At 65.0% G+C, this 15,709-nt stretch carries 13 protein-coding genes; 7 read left to right on the top strand and 6 right to left on the bottom strand.

What is annotated here, in order from left to right; all coding sequences use genetic code 11:
* From PSET11_RS04980 to PSET11_RS04965, 4 genes are all read right to left on the bottom strand, one after another.
* Nucleotides 1-951: an FAD binding domain-containing protein gene (locus tag PSET11_RS04980; RefSeq protein WP_124091014.1), complete on the bottom strand. Its 951-nt coding sequence runs from the start codon at nt 949-951 to the stop codon at nt 1-3.
* Nucleotides 942-2,249 carry an XdhC family protein gene (locus PSET11_RS04975; protein WP_124091013.1) on the bottom strand — a complete coding sequence of 436 codons (1,308 nt, stop codon included), beginning with the start codon at nt 2,247-2,249 and terminating at the stop codon, nt 942-944. Before PSET11_RS04975 ends, PSET11_RS04980 begins: the two co-directional genes overlap by 10 nt.
* 88 nt (nt 2,250-2,337) lie before the next feature.
* Entirely contained in the window at nt 2,338-3,897 is a 1,560-nt protein-coding gene (locus PSET11_RS04970; RefSeq protein ID WP_124091012.1) for an NCS2 family permease, read from the bottom strand.
* A 14-nt stretch (nt 3,898-3,911) separates the two neighbouring features.
* The gene (locus PSET11_RS04965; protein WP_124091011.1) at nt 3,912-4,406 is read right to left on the bottom strand and encodes a nucleoside deaminase; all 495 of its coding nucleotides are present in this window, start codon (nt 4,404-4,406) and stop codon (nt 3,912-3,914) included.
* A 409-nt stretch (nt 4,407-4,815) separates the two neighbouring features.
* Here PSET11_RS04965 and PSET11_RS04960 point away from each other — a divergent pair, with 409 nt between their 5' ends.
* Nucleotides 4,816-6,177 carry an 8-oxoguanine deaminase gene (locus tag PSET11_RS04960; RefSeq protein ID WP_124091010.1) on the top strand — a complete coding sequence of 454 codons (1,362 nt, stop codon included), beginning with the start codon at nt 4,816-4,818 and terminating at the stop codon, nt 6,175-6,177.
* A gap of 21 nt (nt 6,178-6,198) precedes the next feature.
* Here PSET11_RS04960 and PSET11_RS04955 read toward each other — a convergent pair whose 3' ends face one another.
* Nucleotides 6,199-6,378: a hypothetical protein gene (locus tag PSET11_RS04955; RefSeq protein ID WP_124091009.1), complete on the bottom strand. Its 180-nt coding sequence runs from the start codon at nt 6,376-6,378 to the stop codon at nt 6,199-6,201.
* A 362-nt stretch (nt 6,379-6,740) separates the two neighbouring features.
* On the opposite strand from PSET11_RS04955, the gene pucL reads away from it, so the two are divergent.
* The gene (gene pucL / locus PSET11_RS04950; RefSeq protein ID WP_124091008.1) at nt 6,741-7,649 is read left to right on the top strand and encodes a factor-independent urate hydroxylase; all 909 of its coding nucleotides are present in this window, start codon (nt 6,741-6,743) and stop codon (nt 7,647-7,649) included.
* A gap of 183 nt (nt 7,650-7,832) precedes the next feature.
* Nucleotides 7,833-9,335 (top strand): nucleobase:cation symporter-2 family protein, encoded by a 1,503-nt coding sequence (locus tag PSET11_RS04945; RefSeq protein ID WP_124091007.1) that lies wholly within the window; start codon nt 7,833-7,835, stop codon nt 9,333-9,335.
* 121 nt (nt 9,336-9,456) lie between these two features.
* Here the strand turns inward: PSET11_RS04945 and PSET11_RS04940 are convergent, their stop codons facing one another.
* Entirely contained in the window at nt 9,457-10,212 is a 756-nt protein-coding gene (locus PSET11_RS04940; protein ID WP_124091006.1) for an IclR family transcriptional regulator, read from the bottom strand.
* A gap of 211 nt (nt 10,213-10,423) precedes the next feature.
* On the opposite strand from PSET11_RS04940, the gene PSET11_RS04935 reads away from it, so the two are divergent.
* From PSET11_RS04935 to PSET11_RS04920, 4 genes are read left to right on the top strand one after another with little or no spacing between them, the layout of a single operon-like run.
* Nucleotides 10,424-11,836 carry an NAD-dependent malic enzyme gene (locus PSET11_RS04935; protein ID WP_124091005.1) on the top strand — a complete coding sequence of 471 codons (1,413 nt, stop codon included), beginning with the start codon at nt 10,424-10,426 and terminating at the stop codon, nt 11,834-11,836.
* A 13-nt stretch (nt 11,837-11,849) separates the two neighbouring features.
* Nucleotides 11,850-13,445 (top strand): malate synthase A, encoded by a 1,596-nt coding sequence (gene aceB, locus PSET11_RS04930; protein ID WP_124091004.1) that lies wholly within the window; start codon nt 11,850-11,852, stop codon nt 13,443-13,445.
* Between the two features lie 2 nt (nt 13,446-13,447).
* The gene (locus PSET11_RS04925; protein WP_124091003.1) at nt 13,448-14,716 is read left to right on the top strand and encodes a DUF6986 family protein; all 1,269 of its coding nucleotides are present in this window, start codon (nt 13,448-13,450) and stop codon (nt 14,714-14,716) included.
* A gap of 9 nt (nt 14,717-14,725) precedes the next feature.
* On the top strand, nt 14,726-15,538 hold the full coding sequence (locus tag PSET11_RS04920; protein WP_124091002.1) for a bifunctional allantoicase/(S)-ureidoglycine aminohydrolase: 813 nt from the start codon (nt 14,726-14,728) through the stop codon (nt 15,536-15,538).
* Nucleotides 15,539-15,709 lie beyond the last annotated feature (171 nt).

The following is a 15,709-nucleotide window of genomic DNA, read 5'->3' as shown; positions in this document are numbered from 1 at the left end:
TCAGGACCTTTCGTGACGGGTGTGGCCAGGGTTGCTGCTGGCGGACGATTCGGGTGGTGCGGTGCGGGGCGTGGGTGGCCAGAAGTCGCCCGAGACGGTGGCCGGGGTCCCGCCCGCGTCAGCAAGTTCGGTGCGGATTTCCTCGGCCAGCAGGTACGTCATGTCCCGCCGCCAGGCCGGAAGGCCGTGGATATCGTCGTGGTAAAGCTCGGCGCTGATCTCATCGTCCAACGCCGCAGCCAGCTCGGGCGTGGTGGGAACGGTGTCGAACCGGAGCTGGACGGGCCGTTTGGTCGCAGCCGTGACGGTCAGCAACAAGGCCGTGCCGCCGTCGAGCCTTCCCACCAGGAGCACCCCGGACCTGCCCAGGTTGCTCAGCGACAGGCGCCGGAAGGCTGCCCGGGAGCTGAGGGCCGACGCCGGCAGGTGGATACTGCGCAGCAGCTCGCCGGGTGCCAGGGAATTGCGCCCGTCCCCGGTGACCAGGTCGGTCACCGGCAGCGTGCGGCTGGTCCCCCCGGGACCCCAGATCGTGGCGATGCCGTCCAGTCCTGCACAGAGCGAGGTGACGGGACCTGCCGGCAGGCCGGTGCAGATGTTGCCGCCCACGGTGGACATGTTCCAGACCTTGAAGGAGGCAACGAACGAATCGCAGCACGGCCGGATGAGCTCCAGCCCGGGCCAGGACCGGTCGGTGACTGCCGGGAGAGCCGGCAGTTGGTAGAGGTCGGCGATGGTGCAGGTGGCAGCCAGGTCGATCCCGTCATCCGTGACGGTGATGGGGGTCCAGCCGGCGCTGCCCAGGTCCAGCAGCCGGGTCAGCGGTTGTGGGCCGAACGCGTAGCTGCCGTAGGAAAAAAGGACAGTGCCGCCGGCCAGCCAGGCATCGCCGTCGCGCCACTGTGCGGGGTCGGTGGTGGGGACCACTGCCTCAATGGTGTTCATGTCCATGCGATCTCCTGCTGCGTCAGCGGTTCGGGTACAGCCGATAAAAATGGGGTGGGTGGCGCGTGATGGATGGGACCGGATGCCTCACGCAAGGGCATGCCCGTGGATGCTGCGCTACGGGCGGCGATGAGCTCTGCCGTGATGGAAACGGCCACTTCCGCGGGGGTTTCGGCGCCGAGGTCCAGGCCGATGGGCGAATGCAGCCGGGCGATCCGTTCTGGCGCAATTCCGGTGTTGAGCAGGTCATCCACCCGCTGCAGGTGGCTTCGCCGCGAGCCCATGGCCCCCACATAGGCGAGGTCCAGGGCCAGTGCCGCCTCGAGCAGCGGGATGTCGAACTTTGGATCGTGCGATAGCACCGCCACCACACTCCTGCTGTCCAGCCTGCTCGCTGCTGCCTCCGCGGCCAGGTAATGGTGCGGCCACTGCGTCACCACCTCGTCCGCCATACCGAATCGCGGTTGGGCGGCGAAGGCGGGCCGGGCGTCCACCAGGGTGACATGGTAGCCCAGCAGCTTCCCCACGGGCAGGAGCGCTGCGCCGAAATCGTTGGCACCAAACACCAGCAGTCGCGGCGGCGGCACACGGCTCTCCACCAGGATCAGCGGAACGTCCGACGCTGGCAGCGAGGTCTGCAGGTCAGCAGGGCAGGTGCCGGCCTGGGTGGGTGGCTGCCCGCTCACCGGCGACACCGTCAGCGGCAGCACGCCCGTGCCGCCGGCGCGCAGCAGTGCTGCGACCGAGGCCAGGGAATGCTGCGGAAGAATCGCCGAAAGTGCCCGACTTGCTGCGCCGAGGTCGGCTACCTGCACCAGTGCCGCCATCCCCTCTGCTCTGCCGGGGGCGTCCGTGCCGGATAATGCCGCGCTGGAAGCCGCCGTGCCCGAAGCATTGCCCGCCGGGAGAACCCGGACCAACCCAACAGGCTGGTCCGGGTCTACCGTAGCCAATGCCATGAGCACGCCGCGCAGCGGGTGATCCTGGCCGAGGATGGGCTCAACGTGGATCTCGAGTTCTCCGCCACAGGTGAGTCCGGCGGCGAACGCGTCGGTGGAACTGAAGCCGAACCGCGCTTGCCGTGAGCCGCCGTCGGCAATGGCGTCCTCTGCCAGCGCCACCACTGCCCCTTCCACGCAGCCACCAGAGAGGCTGCCCAGGATGGCGCCGGTGCCGGACACGAGCATGGCGGTGCCCACTGGCCGCGGGACAGATCCGGTGGCCGCCACGATGGTGGCCACCGCGAACTGTTCGCTGGCAAGTGTGCCTGCCCAACTGCTGAGCGACGGAATCAGATCAAGCATGGGGGTGCTCCTTCTGCCGTGGGGCGGTGGTCCATATTCTGGACCCTGGAACGGTGGAGGGGAAGCGGCGGCGCTGGTCAGGGCGCGATCAGGCGCCCAGGAGGGTGTTGATGGGACCCCGGGCGAAGTAGATCAGGAAGCCCACGCTGACAACCCACATCAGCGGATGGACCTTCTTGGCCTTGCCCGATGCCGCGCCGATGATGGCCCAGCTGATGAAGCCCACGCCGATGCCGTTGGCGATCGAGTAGCTCAGTGGCATGGTCACGATGGTGAGGAAGGCCGGCAGCGCCACAGAGAACTTGGTGAACTTGATCTCGCGGATCTGGGCCATCATCATGGCGCCCACCACTACCAGTGCTGCGGCTGCCACCTCGAGCGGGACCACACTGGTGAGCGGGGTGAGGAACATGGAGCCCAGGAACAGCAGCCCGGTGACCACCGAGGCCAGGCCGGTACGGGCGCCTTCGCCAATTCCTGCTGCCGAGTCGATGTACACGGTGTTGGATGAGCCGGACGTTGCGCCGCCGGCAACAGCGCCGAAGCCTTCCACGATGAAGGCTGACTTGAGGCGCGGGAACGTGCCGTCCTTGTGGGCGACGCCGGCGCTCTTGGCTAGGCCGGTCATGGTGCCCATGGCGTCAAAGAAGTTGGTGAACACCAGGGTGAAGACCAGCATGGTGGCTGCGAGGCCGCCAATCCGGCCGAAGGCGCCGAACAGGTCGAACTGACCCACCAGGCTCAGGTCCGGCGCGGCCACCAGTTGGCCTGACAGGACGGGGGTGTTGAGGTGCCAGCCGCCGGGGTTGGTGGCGCTGGACGGGCCGATCTTGAAGACGGCTTCGACAACCGCGGCCAGTGCCGTGGTGGCGACGATGCCGATCAGCAGGCCGCCCTGGACCTTCCGTGCCACGAGGATCCCCATGGCAAGCAGGCCCACGATGAAGACGAGCGTGGGGATGGAGGTGATGGATCCGCCGTCTCCCAGTTGAACGGGCGGACCGCCGGCTGTGGGGCGCACGAAGCCCGAGTCGACGAAACCGATAAAGGCGATGAACAGGCCGATGCCCACCGTGATGGCGGCCTTGAGTTCCTTGGGAACTGCCCGGAAAATCGCGGTCCGGGCCCCGGTGGCGCCAAACAGCACGATCAGGATGCCGTTGATGACCACCAGGCCCATGGCCTCGGGCCAGGTGACTTCCTGGATGACGGAGACTGCCAGGAAGGAGTTGATCCCGAGTCCCGCGGCCAGGCCGAAGGGCAGGTTGGCGATCAAGCCGAACAGGATGGTCATGACGCCGGCGGTGAGTCCGGTGACGGCGCCTACCTGCGCGGCGGAGAGCCAGCCGCCGGCCACGTCGGTGGGGGCGTTGTCGGCGCTGAAACCGCCGAGGATCAGCGGGTTCAGGATGACGATGTACGCCATGGTGAAGAAGGTGACCAGGCCGCCGCGGAATTCGCGGGCCAGCGTGGAACCTCGTTTGGTGATCTGAAAGAAGCGGTCCAAGAAGTTCTCCGGTGCCGACGGCGGGGTGGAACCTTTGCCGGCGGTGGACTTGCTGGCGGTCGTGGCCTGGCCTGAAGCCTGGGCGGTGGCGCGGGACTGCGGAGCCGAATGCTCCTCGTGGGAGTTGTCCAGGATGGTCATGTCAGCCGCCTGGCCTAGTAATCGATCCGGGATTCGAGCGTGTTCCAGGTGGTGAAGGGCTCCAGCGGCGCGGGGGCCGACGGGTCCTCGAGCACCAGCTGGGACACCGGCAAAAGCGCGTCCCGGTCCTGGTTCTCGAAGAACTCGTAGAAGACTGCGTCATCGAAGCCTACGGCTGCGGCGTCGTGCCGGCCAGCGGCAAAAACGACCCGGTCAACACGTGCCCACAAGGCCGAGGCCAGGCACATGGGGCACGGCTCGCAGCTGGTGTAGAGGACCGAGCCGCTGAGGTCGAAGGTGCCCAGTTCGCGGCAGGCGGTGCGGATGGCGGTGACCTCGGCGTGTGCCGTGGGGTCGTTGTCCGCGGTGACGCGATTGACGCCGTCGAACGTTTTTCCGTCCGCGGTGACGATCATGGCGCCGAACGGGCCGCCGCTGTTGAGGACGTTGGCTGTTGCCAGCCGGATGGATCTGGCCAAAAATTGCTCGGCCGTGACGGTGATACTCATGATGCGACTCCCTTTGCTGGGAAGCCGGTTGCCCGTGACGGATCCAAAGGGAGCCAGTGCGACGGTTACCAGGCTTCAGCATGTGCTGTGAAGGTTAAGTTGCGCCTGGTAGATAGCTTCCCGAGATCCGGGTGCCCGCCTTTGACAGGAATGAGCGTAGCACCGAAGTTGTGATGAGCGCCATAGTTTTTGGAAGATTGATTTCACTCTGTGAAATTCTTGTTTCGAGAAGCTCACGTCAGTGGGACGCAGGTTTGCCCCTCCCGCAGTCACATCCCCTCGCATTGACGGCCGTCACGGTGCCGCATACTCTATTTCCACCCGCAGGCAATCGCGCCGCCGGATACCTGGATCAGCAGACAGGGACTCACTGAGCTGGATGTACCCACCTCAGACAAGGAACAGTCCCATGACACCTGCCACCAGCCAGCGCCTCTGGATCAAGAATCCGCAGGCCGCCTTCACCGCCAACCAGCTCGACGCATCCGGCGGCATCGTCGTGGCCGATGGAGTGATCGCCGAGGTTCTTGCCGCAGGTCAGCAGCCCGCTGCACCATGCCAGGCAACGTTCGATGCCAGCAACCACGTGCTAATGCCGGGCCTGATCAACACCCACCACCACTTCTACCAGACCCTCACCCGGGCCTGGGGGCCGGTGGCCAATGCGCCACTCTTCCCGTGGCTGCAGAACCTCTACCCGGTCTGGGCCCGGCTGACCCCGCGCGACCTTGAACTCGCCGCCACGGTGGCCCTCGCCGAGCTGCTGCTCTCCGGCTGCACCACCGCTGCGGACCATCACTACCTCTTCCCCGGCGGACTCGAGGACGCCATCGACATTGAGGTGGCCGCCGTTCGCGCCCTCGGCATGCGCGCCACGTTGACCCGCGGTTCCATGACGCTCGGAACGGACGACGGCGGCCTCCCGCCGCAGTCAACGGTCCAGGCGCCGGAGATGGTGCTGGCAGACAGCGAACGGCTGGTGCGCCAGTACCACCAACCCGGTGCTGACGCGGAGATCCAGATCGCGTTCGCACCCTGCTCGCCGTTCTCCGTGACCAAGGAAATCATGACCGAGAGTGCCCTCTTGGCCGAACGGCTCGATGTCCGGCTGCACACCCACCTGGCCGAGACCCTGGATGAGGAGGACTTCTGCCGGGAACGGTTTGGCCTGCGCACCGTCGACTACCTGGACAGTGTGGGTTGGCTGACGGACCGCACCTGGCTGGGCCACGGAATCCACTTCAGCGACGACGAAATCCGCCGACTGGGCGCTGCCGGAACGGCGGTGGCGCACTGCCCTACCTCCAACATGCGGCTCGCGTCCGGAACCGCGCGGGTCCTGGAGTTGGAGGCCGCGGGGGTTCCGGTGGGGCTGGGCGTGGATGGATCGGCGTCGAACGATGCCTCGAACATGATCCTGGAGGCACGCCAGGCCCTGTACCTCCAGCGGCTCCGCTACGGTGCAGACGTGCCGGTGGAGCGGGCGCTCGGCTGGGCAACCCGCGGCTCGGCAGCAGTCCTGGGCAGGCCGGAACTGGGCCAGTTGGCGCCCGGAATGCAGGCAGACCTGGCACTCTTCCGGCTCGATGACCTGCGCTTTTCCGGCAGCCATGATCCGATTGCCGCACTGCTGCTGTGCGCCGCAGACCGCGCCGACCGCGTGATGGTCGGTGGGCAATGGCGGGTGGTGGACGGGCAGATCCCCGGCCTGGACATCTCAGGGCTGATCGCGGAACACTCGGCGGCCGCCCGCCGCCTCATCGCAGGCTAGCTGAACCCCGCTGGACGCTGTTTAGTTACGGCGGAACCCGAGCGCTGAAACCCATCGGGAAATCCGCCCTGGGGTGTGCTCGCGGTCCAGGGGCACGTAAAAGTCGGGGTCGATGCCTTCGCCACGGGGGAGGTAGAACTCCTGGGTGGACTGGGCGTTGGCTGGCTTCGGTGCCACCGGCGTCGTTTCCTGCTGGTACATCTGATCCTCCTCGATACTTGCTTGATTTATTTTCGCAATGTGGAATTTATTTATTGCTTGATGAAAATCATACGAGATGGCCTGCGGGGCGTCAATGCCTCGCAGGCCACACCCACTCGCCGGTCGGTCACAGAAGAGTTTTTCCCGATGTGATTTACACCACCGCCATTGAGGGGTACGCTCTATCTCAATTCGTGGCTCAGGTCATGTAACCTGGGAGCAGCAGGCAGGGTCGTAATGAGCTGGCGTCAATAGATGCCGGCTCTTTTTTGTGGGGTCGGCACCTCCGGAAACGCGCTCGAAATGCGCGCTTAATTTCAGTGGTGGAACCTTGTTCCACCACCGGAAGTTGGGAACAGACCATGAGCAGCAAGATCGTCCTCGGCGACAACCAGTACGGCAAAGCAGAGGTCCGGGTCGTGAAGATCACCCGCGACACCGACCGCCACGAAATCGAAGACCTCAACGTCACCTCGCAGCTGCGCGGCGATTTCGCTGCGGCTCACCTCGAAGGCGACAACGCCCACGTGGTGGCCACCGACACCCAGAAAAACACCATCTACGCCTTGGCCCGCGACGGCGTCGGCTCACCCGAAGCCTTCATCCTGCGGCTCGGCGAGCACTTCACTTCCAGCTTCGACTGGGTCACCGGCGGACGCTGGGAAGCCGAGTCCTACAGCTGGGACCGCATCCAGGCCCACGGCGCCGAACACGATCACTCGTTCGTCCGCAACGGCCAGGAAGTCCGCACCGCCGTCTTGGTCCGGGACGGCAACACCAATCACCTGATCTCCGGCCTCAAGGACCTGACCGTCCTGAAGTCCACCCAGTCCGGATTCACCGGCTACCCGCGGGACCGCTACACCACCCTGCCGGAAACCACCGACCGCATCCTGGCCACGGACGTTTCCGCCCGCTGGCGCTACAAGACCGGCACGGACTTCACCTCGATCGACTTCAACAAGGGCTACGAGGACGTCAAGGGCCTCCTACTCGAAGGCTTTACGGAAAAATACTCCAACGCTCTCCAGCAGACCCTGTTCGACATGGGCACCAAAGTCCTCGAAGCCCACAGCGAGATCGATGAGATCAAGTTCTCGATGCCCAACAAGCACCACTTCTTGGTGGACCTGTCGCCGTTCGGCCTCGACAACCCCAACGAGGTTTTCTTCGCCGCCGACCGCCCCTACGGCTTGATCGAAGCAACGGTACTGCGCGACGACGCCACCCAGGCACCGGGCGCATGGTCCGGCATCTCCGGATTCTGCTGAGTCCAGGCTCCGCACTTTACGGAAGTCCCGTCGCAACCGCCCACAGCTGGGGCGGCGGGACCTCCGCCCACTCGACACAGCGCCAGTCGCCTCCAGCGACCCACAAAATCGTCGCTCAGCTCGACGTCAGCCAGACAACGTTAGCCAGACAATGCCGTCTGCCATGAACCAAGAAAGTCTGCCATGAACCTCAAGAAGAAATCTGCGGCCACCACCGCCAAACGCACTTCATCCAACCGGCCGGAAGATACCCGGCTGTCCATTGGAAGCACCTTCGCCTACGGCTTCCAGCACGTCCTCACCATGTACGGCGGAATCATCGCGCCGCCTCTGATCATTGGCGCCGCCGCAGGAATGAACTCCCAGGACATCGGCCTGCTGATCGCGGCCTGCCTCTTTGTTGGCGGCCTTGCCACGATTCTGCAGACCGTTGGCATCCCGTTCTTTGGATCGCAACTCCCGCTGGTGCAGGGCGTTTCCTTTGCCGGCGTCTCCACCATGGTGGCAATCGTGCACGGCGGCGGCGGCATCCAGGCGGTCTTCGGATCGGTGATTGTTGCGTCCGTCATTGGCCTTCTGATCACTCCCCTGTTCTCCAAAATCATCAGGTTCTTCCCGCCGGTGGTCACCGGCACAGTGATCACCACCATTGGCCTCACCCTGATGCCGGTCGCAGCCAACTGGGCCATGGGCGGCAATAACAAGGCCCCCAACTACGGCAGCGTGGCCAACATCGGCCTTGCGGCAGCCACCATGGCCATTGTCCTGCTCCTCAGCAAGGTGGGCAGCGCCGCCATCTCGCGGCTGTCCATCCTGTTGGCCATGGTGCTGGGCACCGTCATCGCCGTGATCTTCGGCATGGCCGACTTCTCCAAGGTGGGCCAGGGCGAGATCGTCGCGTTCCCCACCCCGTTCGCTTTCGGCCCACCCGTCTTCGAAGTAGCAGCCATCATCTCCATGCTCATCGTCATCCTGGTGACCCTGACTGAAACCTCCGCGGACATCATTGCCGTGGGCGAGATCGTCGACACCAAGGTGGATTCGCGTCGGATCGGCGACGGACTGCGCGCCGACATGCTCTCCAGCGCCATCTCCCCGCTCTTCAACTCGTTCACCCAGAGCGCGTTCGCCCAGAACGTCGGGCTGGTTGCCATCACCGGCGTCAAGAGCCGGTTCGTGGTGAGCGCCGGCGGCCTGATCCTGGTGGTGCTCGGTCTGCTGCCCATCCTTGGCCGAGTGGTCGCAGCGGTACCCACACCCGTCCTCGGCGGAGCCGGCGTCGTACTGTTCGGAACCGTGGCAGCCAGCGGCATCCGCACCCTCGCCAAGGTCGAATACAAGAACAACATGAACCTGATCATCGTGGCAGCCTCGATCGGCTTCGGCATGATCCCGATCGCCGCACCGTCCTTCTACGACCAGTTCCCATCCTGGTTCGGCACCATCTTCCACTCCGGCATCAGCTCCGCCGCCGTGATGGCCATCCTGCTGAACCTGCTCTTCAACCACCTGCGCGCCGGCAACACGGAGAACCAGTCGGTGTTTGTTGCCGGCACGGAGCGGATCGTCACCGAGGATGACCTGAAATGCCTGGCCGACGGCGACCGCTACGAAGGCGGCAAGCTGATCGACAGCGATGGCAAGGAAGTCCCGGTCAAGTCCAGCAACAAGGCGGACGAGCACTAACCAGACAACCCCGACCTACACCCACACCAAAACGCCGCGGCGGCAGTTGAATTCAACTGCCGCCGCGGCGTTTTGTTTGCGGAAAGGTTCCGGCGCGGACCGTGCCTGCGGCGGAACTCCCCTAGTTGCGGTTGAGTTCGTCCGCGATGGCCTGTGCGGCGGCGCGGAGCATGGGCACAGCCCTGTCACCGAAAGCAAAATCTACCCGGGAGATTGGCCCGGAGACGGAGATGGCGGTGGGAGTTGGCGCATTGGGGACGGCCATGGCGAAGCAGCGCACGCCCATTTCCTGCTCTTCCTCGTCAATGGAGTAGCCGCGGTCGCGGATGCGGGCCAGGTCGGCCAGCAGTTCGTCAATATCGCCAATGCTCTTGACGGTGGGCGTGGGCATGCCCGAGCGCGTCACGATGCCGCGCACAACGTCGTCGTCGAGCTGCGCCAGGATGGCCTTGCCAACACCGGTGGCGTGGGTATGGGCGCGGCGGCCAACCTCGGTGAACATCCGCATGGAGTGCAGGGACGGTACCTGCGCCACGTAGATGACCATGTCGGAGTCCAGCACGGCCATGTTGGACGTCTCCCCCAGCCGGTCTACCAGCCCCTTGAGTTCGGGGCGGGCCACAGCACCCAGCTGCTTGTTGGCGCCTTCGCCCAGGCGAATCAACCGCGGGCCCAGGGCGTACCGCCGGTTGGGCAGCTGGCGGATGTAGCCCAGGGCCACCAGCGTGCGGAGAAGCCGGTGGATGGTGGGGAGCGGCAGGTCCGTAGACGAGGACAGCTCACTGAGGGTAACGTCGCCGCCAGCATCAGTGATCAGTTCCAGCAACTCGAACACGCGCTCAACAGATTGAACGCCTCCGGTGGCTTTCTCAGCCATATGACCAGCTCCCGTGGATCGGATTCCGACAAACCTTATCCACATAGCGGAAAGATGAGTCCTACTCGATCCCAAGATACCGCACTTCGGGTCCGTGGTGATCCCAACCACGCCTGAGCTTGTATTTCCACAAAGTAGATAATAATATCCATAATACGAAAAAAATCGCGGATGTTCGCGATCCAGGTCAGGCCCAACAGGAGGAAATTCAATGGCGAACCCCAGTCCCGGTAACTCGATCACCCTTCGCGTAGAAGCACCGTCCAGCTTCACCGCCACCAGCGAACTGGCTGCAGCAGTCAGTGCTGCCGGCGCAGCAGTGACAGCACTGGACGTGACGGAATCCCACCACGACACGATCGTCGTCGACGTCACCTGCAACACCACCGACGAAGAGCACGCAGACCGCATTAAGGCAGCCCTGAACGCGCTCGACGGCGTCACGGTCCAGCACGTCTCGGACCGCACCTTCCTGATGCACCTCGGCGGCAAGCTCGAGGTGGTCCCCAAGGTAGCCCTGCGCAACCGTGACGACCTGTCCCGCGCCTACACCCCCGGCGTCGCCCGCGTCTGCATGGCCATCGCCGAGGACCCCGCCGCTGCCCGCAACCTGACGGTCAAGCGCAACACCATCGCCGTCCTCACCGACGGCTCGGCAGTGCTCGGCCTGGGCAACATCGGCCCCGCCGCTGCGCTGCCCGTCATGGAAGGCAAGGCCGCCCTCTTCAAGCAGTTTGCCAACGTTGATGCCTGGCCGGTCTGCCTGGATACCCAGGACACCGAGGAGATCATCATGATCGCCAAGGCCATGGCTCCCGTCTACGGCGGCATCAACCTCGAAGACATCGCAGCACCCCGCTGCTTCGAAATCGAGAACCGCCTCCGCGAAGAACTCGATATCCCCGTCTTCCACGATGACCAGCACGGCACCGCCATCGTCACCCTGGCCGCCCTCCACAACGCCCTGCGCGTGGTGGACAAGAAGCTCTCCGAGGTCAAGATCGTCGTCTCGGGCGTCGGCGCCGCCGGCTCCGCGATCATCCAGCTCCTCAAGGCCCAGGGTGCGCAGCACATTGTCGCCGCGGGCCGCTCAGGTGCCATCCACTCAGGCCAGAAGTACGACGACGAGCACCGCTCCTGGATCGCGGCCAACACCAACGAAGAAGGTTTCGCTGGTTCACTGCACGAGGCCATGACGGGCGCCGACGTCTTCATCGGCGTCAGTGCACCGCACGTCATCGGTGAAGAGCAGGTTGCGGCAATGGCGGACAAGGCAATCGTTTTCGCCATGGCCAACCCCACCCCGGAAATCGATCCCCTGGTGGCGTCCAAGCACGCAGCCGTGGTGGCCACCGGCCGCAGCGACTTCCCCAACCAGATCAACAACGTGCTGGCGTTCCCCGGTTTCTTCCGCGGCCTGTTGGATGCCGGCGCATCGGACATCACGCCGGAAATGCTGGTGGCCGCCGCCGACGCGATCGCCAACCGGGTAGCCGATGCTGAGCTCAATGCCAGCTACATCATCCCCAGCGTCTTCGACCCCCACGTTGCCGCCGACGTTGCAACGGCTGTTGCCAACGCCGCGCATGCCGCTGCGGCAGCCAAAGCCACCAGCGCTCTCTAGGAAAGGACCTCTCATGGCCATCACAGTCACTGACCCCAAGCCGATCGAACGTGCCGAGGAAATCCTGACGCCTGAGGCGTTGGCTTTCGTCGCTGAGCTGCACGAACGTTTCGCCGGTACGCGCAGCGACCTGCTTGCTGCGCGGGTTGCCAAGCGCGAGCAGGTGGCTCGCACGGGCCGCCTCGACTTCCTACCGGAGACGCAGGACGTGCGCGACGGCGACTGGAAAGTCGCGCCCGCGCCTGCAGCTTTGCAGGACCGTCGCGTTGAAATGACCGGCCCGGCGTCGCCGGCCAAGATGGCCATCAACGCCTTGAACTCCGGCGCCAAGGTATGGCTCGCAGACCTCGAGGACGCCAGCACCCCCACCTGGGCCAACGTCGTCGACGCGATCCTGAACCTGCGCGACGCTGCGCGTGGCACCCTGGCCTTCACCTCTCCGGAGGGCAAGGAGTACAGGCTGCGGACCGACGCGCCGTTGGCCGTCGTCGTCGCCCGTCCCCGTGGCTGGCACATGAGCGAGCGGAACGTCCTGCTCGACGGCGAACCCGCAGTGGGTGCGCTGGTGGACTTTGGCCTGCACTTCTTCCACACCGCCAAGCAACTCCTTGAAAACGGGCACGGTCCGTACTACTACCTGCCCAAGATGGAAAGCCACCTCGAGGCGCGCCTCTGGAACGACGTTTTCGTGTTCGCCCAGGACCGCCTCGGGGTTGCGCAGGGCTCCGTCCGCGCCACCATGTTGATCGAGACCATCCCGGCAGCGTTCGAGATGGACGAGATCCTCTACGAGCTGCGCGATCACGCCGCCGGCCTGAACGCTGGCCGCTGGGACTACCTGTTCAGCATCGTGAAGTACTTCCGCGACGCCGGCGAGTCCTTCATTCTGCCGGACCGCGCCACCGTCTCCATGACCTCACCGTTCATGCGCGCCTACACCGAACTGTTGGTCAAGACCTGCCACAAGCGCGGCGCCTTCGCCATGGGCGGCATGGCAGCCGTCATCCCGAACCGTCGCGAACCCGAGGTCACCGCCCAGGCGTTCGAGAAGGTCCGCGCCGACAAGACCCGCGAAGCCAACGACGGATTCGACGGCTCCTGGGTAGCGCACCCGGACCTGGTCTCCACCTGCGTTGAGGTGTTCGACGCCGTCTTGGGCGACAGGCCGAACCAGCTCGACAAGCAGCGTCCAGAGGTCTCGGTGACCGCTGACCAGTTGCTGGATATCGCGTCGGCTGGCGGCACCGTCACCGAAGCGGGCATGCACCTGAACCTCTACGTGGCTGTGGCGTACACGGCCGTATGGATTTCGGGCAGCGGCGCCGTTGCCATTCACAACCTGATGGAAGATGCCGCCACCGCCGAAATCTCCCGCTCCCAGGTATGGCAGCAGATCCGCAACAAGTCCATCCTGGCCGACACCGGCAACACCGTGACCCGCGAACTGGTAACCCAGATCCTGGCCGAGGAAACCGAACGGCTCCGCAGCGAAGTCGACGCTGAGGCGTTCACCAAGTTCTACGAGCCGGCCAGCCGCCTGATCGCCGACATCTGCTTGTCGGAGGACTACACGGACTTCCTCACCACGCCCGCATACGAGTTGGTGTAAATATGACTGCTCACTCCCTGAACTCTGCGGACCTGGCAGCCATCGAGTCCCAGCTCGCCGCCACGGATCAGCTCCTGGAACGGAACTACCCGGGCGACGACGGCACTCGCCAGCCCATCCACACCCTGTATGTGCCGGCGGACCAGTTCACGCCGTCGCTCGCGGCCGACTTTGGCGCTCGCGCCCTCGCGGCAGTAGAAGCGCACGGCGGTCTTGAAAAGCTGGGCGCGCTCCTGGGCCAGGACCCCGAGCTTGCGGCCAGCGTGGCACCCCGCGTCGCGGCCAAGCTGCGGACCGAACCCATCGAGGACCTGCGCCTGGACTTCGAGGACGGCTTCGGAGATCGTGGCGACGCTGCCGAGGACGTGGCAGCTGTTGCCGCGGCCCAGGCGGTCAGCGAAGCCGTCTCGGCAGGGTCCGCCCCGCCGTTCATCGGTATCCGGTTCAAGTGCTTTGAAGCCCCCACCAGGGCACGCGGCCTGAAAACCCTTGACCTGTTCGTCTCCACACTGGCGTCCACGGGCGAGCTGCCCGAAGGTTTGATCCTGACCCTGCCCAAGGTCACCACGGTGGCCCAGGTGCAGGCCATGGACTTCGCGGTTTCACGTTTGGAAGAGATCCACTCCCTCCCGGCCGGACGCCTGCGGTTCGAGGTGCAGGTGGAAACACCGCAGCTCATCCTTGGACCCGAGGGCACCTCCCCCGTCGCCCAGCTCCCGCACGTCGTACCGGGCCGGATCAGCGCCCTGCACTACGGGACCTACGACTACTCCGCATCACTGCAGATCTCCGCGGAATACCAGTCCATGGAGCACCCGGTCGCTGACTACGCCAAGGAAGTCATGCAGCTCGCCGTGGCCGGTACCGGCATTCGGCTTTCCGATGGGTCCACCAACATCATCCCGGTGGGCGATGGCGTGGAAGCGGCCTGGCAGTTGCACGGCCGCCTGGTCCGCCGCTCGTTGGAACGTGGCTACTACCAGGGCTGGGACCTGCACGCCGCGCAACTGCCCAGCCGCTACGCCGCCACCTACGCCTTCTACCGCGAAGGCCTGCCGGCCGCCGCCATCCGGCTGCGGAACTACATCGCCCGCACCGAAGGTGCCGTCATGGACGAGCCCGCCACCGCCCGCGCGCTGGCAGCGTTCGTGTTGCGCGGCGTCCAGTGTGGCGCCGTTGGTGCCGATGAAGTGCTGGCCCTGACCGGCGTCGAACTCCCTGACCTGACTGCCCTCGCACACCCGCGGCTGGCGCAGTCCACTTCGAAGTAAGGATCCCTCATGGGCAACTATTACTACCCACAGGGCGGACTGCCGCCGCAGACGCACCTCACCACCGAACGGGCCATCGTCAAGGAGGCCTACACGGTCATCCCCAAGGGCGTCATGACCGACATTGTGACCAGCACCCTGCCGGGTTTCAACAAGACCCGCTCCTGGATCCTGGCCCGCCCCATCTCCGGCTTCGCCACCACGTTCTCGCAGCTCATCGTTGAGATTGCGGCCGGCGGCGGCGCACCCAAGGCCGAATTCGAAGCCGGCGTCGAAGGCGTCATCTTCGTGACCAAGGGCAAGGTGGACCTCACCCTCGAAGGCGAGGTGCACCACATGGAAGAAGGCGGCTACGCCTACCTGGCCGCCGGCTCCACCTGGGGCCTGGCGAACGTCTCCGACGACATCGTGTCCTTCCACTGGATCCGCAAGGCCTACGAACGCCTCGAGGGCTATGAGGCCACGTCCTTCGTCACCAACGAAAAGGACGTTGCACCAACGTCCATGCCGGATACCGATGACGTCTGGAAGACCACCCGCTTCACGGATTCCAGCGATCTGGCCCACGATATGCAGGTCAACATCGTCACGTTCCAGCCTGGCGGTGTGATCCCCTTCCCGGAAACCCATGTCATGGAGCACGGCCTCTACGTGCTCGAGGGCAAGGCCATGTACCTGCTCAACAACGACTGGGTTGAAGTGGAAGCCGGCGACTTCATGTGGCTGCGCGCGTTCTGCCCGCAGGCCTGCTACGCCGGTGGACCGGGCGAGTTCCGGTACCTGCTGTACAAGGACATGAACCGGCAGATCCGACTCACCTAGGCACCCGCACATCCAGGTAGCGCTAACCCTCTTTGCCAGGCTGGTTGTGAGTCATTCGCTGATTAGTGAGGGGGCCTGGTGATGACTGGGACGCCGGGGTATACGCGGGAGCAGATCCGTGAGTTTGTGCATGATTATGGTCGCCAGCGGCATGGGACGAGGGGCGCGTGG

Source organism: Arthrobacter ulcerisalmonis (assembly GCF_900609065.1).
In the GTDB taxonomy this organism is placed as follows: Bacteria; Actinomycetota; Actinomycetes; order Actinomycetales; family Micrococcaceae; genus Arthrobacter; species Arthrobacter ulcerisalmonis.
The sequence above is the reverse complement of the archived record's forward strand: the minus strand, read 5'-3'. Positions and strand labels throughout refer to the sequence as shown.